The organism is Acetatifactor sp., from assembly GCF_982438285.1.
The window spans coordinates 1-1,876 of the sequence record NZ_CEWDFQ010000470.1; the positions used below are offsets into that span (position 1 = coordinate 1).

Below are 1,876 nucleotides of genomic sequence, written 5' to 3' on the forward strand. Positions count from 1 at the left end.
GAGTAATCCTCAATCTCAGGCTTCATGGACAGGATCAGTTCCTCCCTCACCGGAATTCCGTTATCCCTTAAGGCTTTTTTATAGCCCTGGAGGCGGAGCCGTCCAATGGATGCGTCCGTGGTCTTGGCACAGAGAATGGCGATATTTCTATGACCGCTTCGGATAAGATAATCCACCATTTTATAGCTTTCCTTTTCATCATTTACCGTCACAGAGGAATAGCAATGTCTGTTATACTCCCTGGGAAGCACGCCGATGGTGCTGAGCACGAATGGTACGTTAAGCTTGGCAAGCTTTTCCTCACTGTGATGAAAATAGCCGCCCAGAAAAATAATTCCCCGAAGCCTTTTCTCCTTTACCAGCTCAAGGGCCACATCCACCTCGTCCTCATTAAAATCTACATGCTGGAGCACCATAGAATATTTTTTCTTTTTGATCTGGGCCTCCATAATCTTGATCATCTCGCTGAAAAAGGAATTGCCGATTCCCTTTACCAGCACCGCAACGGCCCTTGCGTCCTGACGCTTCAGGTTTCTTGCGCTGTTGTTGGGAACATAGTTATATTCCCTGATAGCGTTTAAAACCTTCTGTTTCGTCTCCGGATTGATATCGGGGTGATTATTGATGGCGCGGGATACCGTGCTGACACCCACTCCGCAGATGCGGGCGATGTCCTTTATGGTAATTTCCTCCATAATGCTCAAACCTTTCTAAATCCCTGGCAGCCCAGCCCCTTTCACTTTGGATTTAACCAGCTTCAGGCCCCAAGACGGCCATACAGCCTTGTCATTTCCTTGATTTTTTCTGCCAGCTCTTTTGTAAACTCGCCGTCCTTCATCCTCCATTTCCAGTTATCCCCTATGGTGGACGGTGTATTGATACGGGCCCTGGAATCCAGCCCCAAATAATCCTGCATGGGAATCACCGCCAGAGACGCAACACTGGCAAGGGCTGCGCGTATCAGCTCCCAGGCTGCGCTCTTGTCAGGCTCCTCTTCCTCTAAACAGTGATACAGATTCAGATAATCATCGCACAGCCTTCGATCCTCCCCCGGCAGCGACCTGTACCAGCCCAGGATGGTGTCATTGTCATGGGTTCCCGTGTACACCACGCAGTTTCTGGTGTAATTGTGGGGAAGATAATCGCTTTCCTCTCTTGAATCAAAAGCAAACTGCAGTACCTTCATGCCGGGATAACCGGTTCTCTCCACCAATTCTATCACAGAAGGGGTCAAAAAGCCAAGATCCTCCGCAATTACTTCCTTTTCTCCCAGCTTCTTTTTCATGGCCTCAAAAAAGTCATAGCCCGGGCCCTTTTCCCAAACGCCGTTTTCAGCCGTAGGCTCGCCATAGGGAATGGAATAATAAGCGTCAAAGCCCCGGAAATGATCAATTCTCACCACATCATACCGAAGATAGCAGCTCTCCATGCGTTTCATCCACCACTCATATCCCGTTTCCTTATGATATTCCCACCGGTAAAGGGGATTTCCCCAAAGCTGTCCTGTTTCTGAAAATGCGTCAGGGGGACATCCTGCTACCGCTGTAGGCTCGCAGTTTTCATCAAACTGGAAAAGCCTGGGATTGGCCCAGGCGTCTGAGCTGTCCAGCGCCACATAGATAGGAATATCCCCAATAATGCCAATGCCCTTCTTGTTTGCATAGCTTTTCAGCCTTTCCCATTGTGTGAAAAACAAGTACTGCACAAATTGGTAAAAGCACACCTCATCCCCAAGCTTTTCCCGGTACTGCTCCATGGCCATGGGCTTTCTCAGCTTGATGTCGTCCTCCCACAAAATCCAGCTGATACCGCCAAAGGAATCCTTCAGGGCCATAAACAGCGCATAATCCTCCAGCCAGTAGCGGTTCTCCTCCAC

The 1,876-nt window shown here is 49.2% G+C and carries 2 protein-coding genes; both read right to left on the reverse strand.

The window, feature by feature from the left end:
* The coding region (locus AC1WIP_RS15350) for a LacI family DNA-binding transcriptional regulator (RefSeq protein WP_481142646.1) at positions 1–695 on the reverse strand (695 nt) is incomplete at its 3' end.
* Positions 696–757: 62 nt separating this feature from the next.
* On the reverse strand, positions 758–1,876 hold a 1,119-nt coding region (gene malQ / locus AC1WIP_RS15355), incomplete at its 5' end, for a 4-alpha-glucanotransferase (RefSeq protein WP_481142645.1).